The sequence below is a fragment of the Mesorhizobium sp. M5C.F.Ca.IN.020.32.2.1 genome (assembly GCF_004023105.1).
In the GTDB taxonomy this organism is placed as follows: Bacteria; Pseudomonadota; Alphaproteobacteria; order Rhizobiales; family Rhizobiaceae; genus Mesorhizobium; species Mesorhizobium wenxiniae.
In genome coordinates this window covers 1-6,618 of sequence record NZ_RZSX01000310.1, presented here as the reverse complement: position 1 = coordinate 6,618, position 6,618 = coordinate 1, and the positions used below count along the sequence as shown (strand labels likewise).

Annotated in this window: 7 protein-coding genes and 1 pseudogene; 4 read left to right on the top strand and 4 right to left on the bottom strand. The window is 64.1% G+C overall.

The window, feature by feature from the left end; genetic code table 11:
• Positions 1–920: pseudogene (locus tag EOA86_RS16965) on the top strand (amidohydrolase); the annotation flags it as partial.
• A 22-nt stretch (positions 921–942) separates the two neighbouring features.
• Positions 943–1,875, top strand: coding sequence for a dimethylarginine dimethylaminohydrolase family protein (locus EOA86_RS16960; RefSeq protein WP_065006680.1), 933 nt, complete (start codon positions 943–945; stop codon positions 1,873–1,875).
• A 36-nt stretch (positions 1,876–1,911) separates the two neighbouring features.
• Here the strand turns inward: EOA86_RS16960 and EOA86_RS16955 are convergent, their stop codons facing one another.
• From EOA86_RS16955 to EOA86_RS16945, 3 genes are all read right to left on the bottom strand, one after another.
• Positions 1,912–2,364 carry a GNAT family N-acetyltransferase gene (locus tag EOA86_RS16955; RefSeq protein ID WP_128342701.1) on the bottom strand — a complete coding sequence of 151 codons (453 nt, stop codon included), beginning with the start codon at positions 2,362–2,364 and terminating at the stop codon, positions 1,912–1,914.
• Between the two features lie 252 nt (positions 2,365–2,616).
• On the bottom strand, positions 2,617–3,000 hold the full coding sequence (locus EOA86_RS16950; protein ID WP_128342699.1) for an SgcJ/EcaC family oxidoreductase: 384 nt from the start codon (positions 2,998–3,000) through the stop codon (positions 2,617–2,619).
• A gap of 153 nt (positions 3,001–3,153) precedes the next feature.
• On the bottom strand, positions 3,154–3,903 hold the full coding sequence (locus tag EOA86_RS16945; RefSeq protein ID WP_128342698.1) for a glucose 1-dehydrogenase: 750 nt from the start codon (positions 3,901–3,903) through the stop codon (positions 3,154–3,156).
• Between the two features lie 96 nt (positions 3,904–3,999).
• Here EOA86_RS16945 and EOA86_RS16940 point away from each other — a divergent pair, with 96 nt between their 5' ends.
• Positions 4,000–4,893 carry a LysR family transcriptional regulator gene (locus EOA86_RS16940; RefSeq protein ID WP_128342696.1) on the top strand — a complete coding sequence of 298 codons (894 nt, stop codon included), beginning with the start codon at positions 4,000–4,002 and terminating at the stop codon, positions 4,891–4,893.
• A 43-nt stretch (positions 4,894–4,936) separates the two neighbouring features.
• Here EOA86_RS16940 and EOA86_RS16935 read toward each other — a convergent pair whose 3' ends face one another.
• Positions 4,937–5,359: a VOC family protein gene (locus tag EOA86_RS16935; protein ID WP_128342694.1), complete on the bottom strand. Its 423-nt coding sequence runs from the start codon at positions 5,357–5,359 to the stop codon at positions 4,937–4,939.
• Between the two features lie 211 nt (positions 5,360–5,570).
• Here EOA86_RS16935 and EOA86_RS16930 point away from each other — a divergent pair.
• Positions 5,571–6,618 (top strand): MFS transporter (locus EOA86_RS16930; RefSeq protein ID WP_128342693.1); only part of this gene is annotated, 1,048 nt, incomplete at its 3' end.

The window sequence follows — 6,618 nt, the reverse complement described above, 5'->3', positions numbered from 1 at the left end:
CGCATTCGGCGGTCAGGGCGCCGGGTGCCAACGACGCGCTCATGATGATGTACATGGCGTCCAAGGCGCTACGCGATTCCATGCTGCCGCATCAGGGCGGCTGGTCGATCAGCGAGGCGATCCTGACGGCGGGGCAGGCGACCGCCGACAATCTGCCGGCCGGGCTGGCCGAGATCCAGTACATGATCCGCGTGCCGACGCTTGCGATGGCCGAGCAGGTGACCGCCGTGCTCGACCGCAATGCGGAAGCCGCCGCGCAAATGAGCGGCTGCCGCCATGAGCGGCACTGGGTGTCGAAGTCGCGTCCGGGGCTGGCCAATCACGCCATGGCTGATATCGCCTATGAGGCGCTGTCGACGGTCGGGCCACCGCGCTGGGACGAGACGGCCAAGGCGATCGCCCGCGAAATCCAGGTCAATGCCGGCGGCGCGACGACCGACGAGCCGTTCATAGCCGAGATGGAGCACCTGATTGCGCCGCAGGATGCGGAGGCGATCCTGCGCCGCGACTTGCCGCCGTCGCAGCTCAATTCGACCTCGGATGATTACACCGACATGTCATGGCACGCGCCGACGGCGCGGTTCTATGTCGCCCGCCCGGCGCTGCGTTCGCGGAACGGCCAGGTCTATCCGTCCTGGGCGATGAACGCGCTGGGCGGTATTTCCGCCACGATCGATCCGATGGTCACCTGCGCGTCGAAGACGATTGCGCTGGCAGCACTTCGCCTGCTGGAAGACAAGTCCGCCCGCGATGCGGCGATAGACGAATTCGTCGCCCGCACCGGTGGCGGCATTGGCGGCAGCAATTGGCTGGCGCCACTTTGCGACTACGACCCGCCGATCCATTTCCGCTGGCCGGAATATGTCACCACCCCGCGCGGACGGGACTGGTGGATACCAAGCAACCCGCAAGCCGCGTGATCACCCAAGCGAGGAGAACCCCATGACCGTTCATGACCGCATCGTAGCAGAACCGTTTTCGTTGCAACGCCGCAATCCGGCCGGCGGCACCAAGCCCCTGACTACTTGGGGCTTCGCCAACGAGACCGATGTCTTGACCGACGTCCTGCTCGGCTCGCCCAATTTCCTGCGCCACCTCTCGACCAGCTCGCTGTCGCGCAAACATCTGCGCGAGGCGCCGTGCAACGTCCAGATCGCGCAGGCGCAGCACAAGGATCTGGTCGCCGCCTATGAGCATTTCGGCGTCAACATCCACTGGCACGAGCCGACGCCGGAACTGCCGATGCAGGTCTATTCACGCGATTCCAGCGTCATGACGCCGTACGGCGTCATCATCACCGCGATGGCCAACTGGTGGCGGCGCGGCGAGAACTATGCGGCGATCCGCACCTATGAGAAGCTCGGCATCCCGATCTACGACATGGTCACCGCGGGCACTTTCGAGGGCGGCGACTTCAACGTCATCGAGGACGGCGTGGTGCTGATCGGCTGCGGTGGCGCCCGCACGCAGGAGGAGGGCGCGCGCCAGGTCCAGGCTTGGTTCGACAAGGAGGGTTGGGAAACCCGCATCGCCTTCATCGACGAATATTATGTCCATATCGACCTAATGGTGGTGCCGATCGCCGAGAAGCTGACCGCCGTCTGCCTCGCCTGCACGGAGCCGGGCATCGTCGATTGGCTGAAAGGCAAGGGCCACGAGATCATCGACGTGCCGTTCCAGGACACGATGGCACTCGGCTGCAACTTCATGTCGCTGGGCAAGGACAGGGTGATCGCGCCGACGTCCAGCCAAACGCTAATCGGCCAGCTCAAGGCACGTGGCTTCGAGGTCGCGGCGGTCGATATGAGCGAGATCTCGAAGACCGGCGGCGGCATCCATTGCATGGCGCAGGCGCTGAAGCGCGAGCCGGCCTGAGGGGCAGGTGCGAAGCCGGGTCTGACAAGCGGCGCCTCATTCCAGCGTTTTGCGCAAGAAAATGCGGGCGTGACCGTCGTTGCCGAACTCAACCCGGCCAAATTCGTCGTAGCCGTGCCGGAGATAGAAATCCGGAGCCTGGAAGCTGCTTGTTTCGACAACGGCACGCTTGCAGCCGCGGCTTCTCGCTTCCTCCTCGACCACCGCGAGAAGCCGTGCACCTTGCGATTTCCCGCGTACGCGCTCCGGCAGGAAAAACATATCGAGAAACAACAACCCAAGCTCAGTCCGGCCCCAAAGGCCGCCCAACACCTCTCCCGAAGAGCTGCAAAGCTCCGCGCCGACCGGCATTCTGTCGTCGATCCCGGTCTTTTCGATATTGTAGCGATAGAGAGAAGCGGCGGCCCGTTCCTTTGCCTCGAGGTTCGGTGCCCGGAGGTCCGGTGCATGCGTCAGCCGGACCGTCCATTCCCCGCTGTCGTTCGGCATCGCATGGCGCTCCTCCGTTGCCGCAACATAGGGCAGAGATGGTCAACGCAAATGCCGGCTCGATCGGTGCCCGCCACTTCCATCTCTGCGTGAGATCAGCACACAAATCGCTTAGATAGCGTGGTGCGAAACGCACTCTTCGCCTCCATAGCCTATGTCAAGCCGAACGCCCTGTTGCCGGTGTGATCAGGTGGAGGAGGCTGTTCAGGGCGACCTGCATCGCATCCGGTGCAGAGACGCAGGAGACCGGCTCTAGCTTTGCGCAGTCAGCAGGTTTGCGTCGCGCGCGAGCCGCCACTCACCATCAGCCTCTTTGCGCAGGAGCGTCAGCGTGTATCCCGATTGACGCACCGGCTTCCCGTTCGGCGGCGTCGCGGTCACATCGATACGGCCGCGCATGAAGGCCCAGTCGCCGAGAAGCTGTAGTTCAACGATCTCGTTCGTGCCATCGACATGAACGCCGGCCATCTCCTGCGCGGCCGCCGCGAAGATCTCCTTGTCGACGGGTTCCCGGCCAGGAACCATGAAGATCGCGTCGTCCGTCATCAGGCTGAGGACGGTCCCGGTGTCTCCACGGTTGCTCGCATCCATCCACGTCTCGACCAGCTTTCGGATTGCTCTTTCGTCGTCCGTCATCCGTTATCTCCCTACCTTCTCGCCGTCATCGATACCGCACGGCGCTCCTCCCTCGCCGCAACATAGGGCTTAGATCGCTCCCGTCATCGATTGCGGTGTTTTATCGACGTCGCGCTGCCTGGGGCGTGAAACGGCCGGTCCGCGGCTCTATGCTTACCGCCAACCGCCCGAGGCGGTGATGCGCTCGCCGGTCAGCCAGGACGCGTCGTCGGAGGCTAGGAACACCGCGATGCGGGCGATGTCGGCGGGCTGGCCGAAGCGCCCGAGCGGGGTCATGGCGACGATCTGGCTTTCGAATTCGCTGCCGACGATGCCGATGCGTTTCAGACCCTCAGTGTCGACGCCGCCTGGGGCGATGGCGTTGACGCGAATTTTGCGGGCGCCCAATTCTCTCGACATGGACAGCGTGATCGAATCCACCGCGCCCTTGGTGGCGGCGTAGACCAGGGAGTTCGGCTGCGGATTGAGGCTGGCGACCGAGCTGATGTTGATGACGCTGCCGCCTCCGGCACCGAAATGGTTCACCGCTTCCCGGATGGTCAGGATAGTGCCCAGCACATTGGTGTCGAATTCGCGGTGAAACTCGGCCTCGGTCACGGCCTCCAGCGGTTCGAATGCGAAGACGCCGGCATTGTTGACCAGGATGTCGAGCGCACCGAACGACGATTTGGCGGCCTCGAACAGGCGGCGTACGTCGGCCGCTTGAGACACGTCGCCGTGGACGGCAACGGCCCGGCCGCCTGCGTCCTTGATCTCGGCAACGACGCGGTCCGCATCTTCCCGCGACGAGGCGTAGTTGACGACCACGGCGGCACCGGCCGCCGCAAGACCCCTGGCGATGCCGGCGCCGATACCCTTGGAGGCGCCGGTGACGATGGCGACCTTGCCGTTCAGCTTGCTCATCAAAATCTCCTTTGTCGATGATGAGCGGCATTTAATCGTGATCGGATAGCGTATTAGGATTACCTCGATCGGTTCTTTCGTGCCTGGAATTCTTGAATGACCACCATCCTCGAAAAGACCGCCGGTCTTGTCGCCTTCGTGCGTACAGTCGACGCCGGCTCGTTCCATGCCGCCAGCCGGTTGCTCGGCTCCAGCCCGTCGGCGGTGTCGAAGAGCGTGGCGCGGCTCGAGCGGCGGCTGGGGGTCAGGCTGATCCAGCGCTCGACGCGTCGGCTGGGACTGACCAGCGAAGGCCTCGCCTATTACGAGCGGGTCGCGCCTTTGCTGAGAGCGCTGGACGATGCCGAGGATATCGTTCAGATGGCGGATATGGCGCGCGGCCTGCTGCGCGTCACGGCAGCCGTGGAACTCGGGCGTGGCCTGATCGCCGCATGGGCGCAAGCGTTCCTGGCTCAGCACGGCGAGGTGAAACTGGAGCTCAGCGTCACCGACCGCCACGCCGACCTCATCCGCGAAGGCTATGACGTCGCGGTGCGCATGGGAGCGCTGACGGACACCGGGCTCATCGCGCGCAAGATCGCCAATCTGCCGATCGTCCTGGTGGCGTCGCCGGCCTATGTCGAACGGCGTGGCCGGCCGGCCTCGATCGAGGATTTGCAGAGCCACGACTTCGTCCGTTACCAGATGGCTGGCCGGCCCTATCCCGTCACATTGGCCGACGGCACGGTGATCGTGCCGAAGGGGCGGCTCGATACCAATGACGGCGGCACCATCCGTCAAGCGGCGCTTGCCGGAGCCGGCATCGCGCATCTGATGCAGTTTGCCGTGCAGGACGATCTCGACGCCGGCCGTCTGGTCCGCATCCTGCCCGAGGTGGCGATGCCGACCATGCCGGTGCACATCGTCCATGCGTATGGGCGACAGCTACCGGTCCGCGCCCGGCTGTTCGTCGAATTCCTGGCGGGCCGGATGGCGGTGCTGACGCGATAGGATAGGTCGGGACGGCCTCCGCCGTCGATCCGTCACCCGGTCATCAGAACGCAATCTTCACCGAGGCGGCGCTGCGGTTCGCCGGCCCGTGAAAGACGGCCTCGATGTTATTGCCGTCGGGATCGAGCAGGAAGGCGGCATAGTAGCCGGGATGGTAGTGCTGCCGCTCGCCCGGTGCGCCATTGTCCGTGCCGCCGGCCTCGAGGCCGGCCTTGTAGAAGGCGTCGACCATCGCGCGGTCCTTTGCCTGGAAGGCAAGGTGGTGGCGCCCCGTCAGTTTTCCCTGGGCCGCCCGGCTGTCGGCGCTCGAAACGAACAGTTCGTCTGCCCAGAAACAATCCTCGGCGCTGCCGCCGATCGGAACATTGAGCACCTTGAAAACCGACTCGTAGAAGCGGCGGCTGGCCTTGAGATCCCTGACCACCAACTGGACGTGGTCGATGAGACGGCCGCGATGAAGTTCCATGCCTGTTAGCTCCTGATCGCCAGGTTGGAAATCTAGCTCAGGACGGCGCACGGTCAACGTAATGGAGCAATCGAGTGGCGCGATTTCCGACTGGATAAAAAATGCAACCGGATTGTAGGATTCGAAATGTCGCCATCGTCCTTCGGACGCAAGCGGCGCTGCGAAGCACGAAAGAAGTCGCGCCGTGTCCAAACGATCTCGGGAGAAAAATATGAGCCTTTCCTATCGTTGGGTCATCGTCGCGGCTGGCGCCATGATGACCTGTGTCGCCCTCGGGGCGATGTTCTCGCTGGCGATCTTCCTCGAACCGATGACGCTCGACACAGATTGGTCACGCGCCGGTATATCGAGCGCGATGACGCTGAACTTCCTGGTGATGGGCCTCGGCGGCTTCGCCTGGGGCGCCATTTACGACCGCTACGGCGCCCGCATCGTGGTGATGACAGGTGCGTTGCTGCTCGGGCTGGCGCTGGTGCTGGCCAGCCGCACCGGCTCGCTGCTTGTCTTCCAGATCACCTATGGCGTGCTTGTCGGCCTCGCGGCAAGCGCCTTCTTCGCGCCGATGATCGCTCTGACCACGGCCTGGTTCGACAAGAACCGCAGCCTTGCCGTTTCGCTGGTTTCGGCCGGCATGGGCGTGGCACCAATGACCATCTCGCCCTTCGCGCGCTGGCTGATCTCGGCCTATGACTGGCGCACCGCCATGTTGGTCATCGGCGTCGCGGCGTGGGCGCTTCTGGTGCCGGCCGCATTGCTGGTGCGCCAGCCGCCCAAGCCTGCCGTTGACGACGCCACCTCCGACCTTGCCGCCAACGATACCGGCATGTCGGTTCGCCAAGCGCTGCGCTCGCCGCAATTCATCGTTCTGGCACTGACCTTCTTTGCCTGCTGCGCGGCGCATTCCGGGCCAATCTTCCACATGGTGAGCTATGCGATGCTGTGCGGCATAGCGCCAATGGCGGCGGTCAGCATCTACAGCATCGAGGGCCTGGCGGGGCTGGGCGGCAGGCTTCTATACGGCGTGCTTGCCGACCGGCTAGGGGTCAAGCCGGTGCTGATTACCGGTCTGGCGATACAGTCCGTGGTCATCGCAGCCTATCTCGCCGTCAGTGAGCTTGGTCAATTCTACACGCTCGCCGTCATCTTCGGCGCCACCTATGGCGGCGTGATGCCGCTGTATGCGGTGCTGGCGCGCGAATATTTCGGCCAGCGCATCCTCGGCACAGTGTTTGGTGCCGTAACCATGCTGTCCAGCATCG

What these genes read in the sequence shown, in the direction of transcription:
- EOA86_RS16960 (WP_065006680.1), top strand. Translation starts at nt 943, where the DNA reads ATGACCGTTCATGACCGCATCGTAGCAGAACCGTTTTCGTTGCAACGC.
- EOA86_RS16945 (WP_128342698.1), bottom strand. Translation starts at nt 3,903, where the DNA reads ATGAGCAAGCTGAACGGCAAGGTCGCCATCGTCACCGGCGCCTCCAAG.
- EOA86_RS16940 (WP_128342696.1), top strand. Translation starts at nt 4,000, where the DNA reads ATGACCACCATCCTCGAAAAGACCGCCGGTCTTGTCGCCTTCGTGCGT.
- EOA86_RS16935 (WP_128342694.1), bottom strand. Translation starts at nt 5,359, where the DNA reads ATGGAACTTCATCGCGGCCGTCTCATCGACCACGTCCAGTTGGTGGTC.
- EOA86_RS16955 (WP_128342701.1), bottom strand. Translation starts at nt 2,364, where the DNA reads ATGCCGAACGACAGCGGGGAATGGACGGTCCGGCTGACGCATGCACCG.
- EOA86_RS16950 (WP_128342699.1), bottom strand. Translation starts at nt 3,000, where the DNA reads ATGACGGACGACGAAAGAGCAATCCGAAAGCTGGTCGAGACGTGGATG.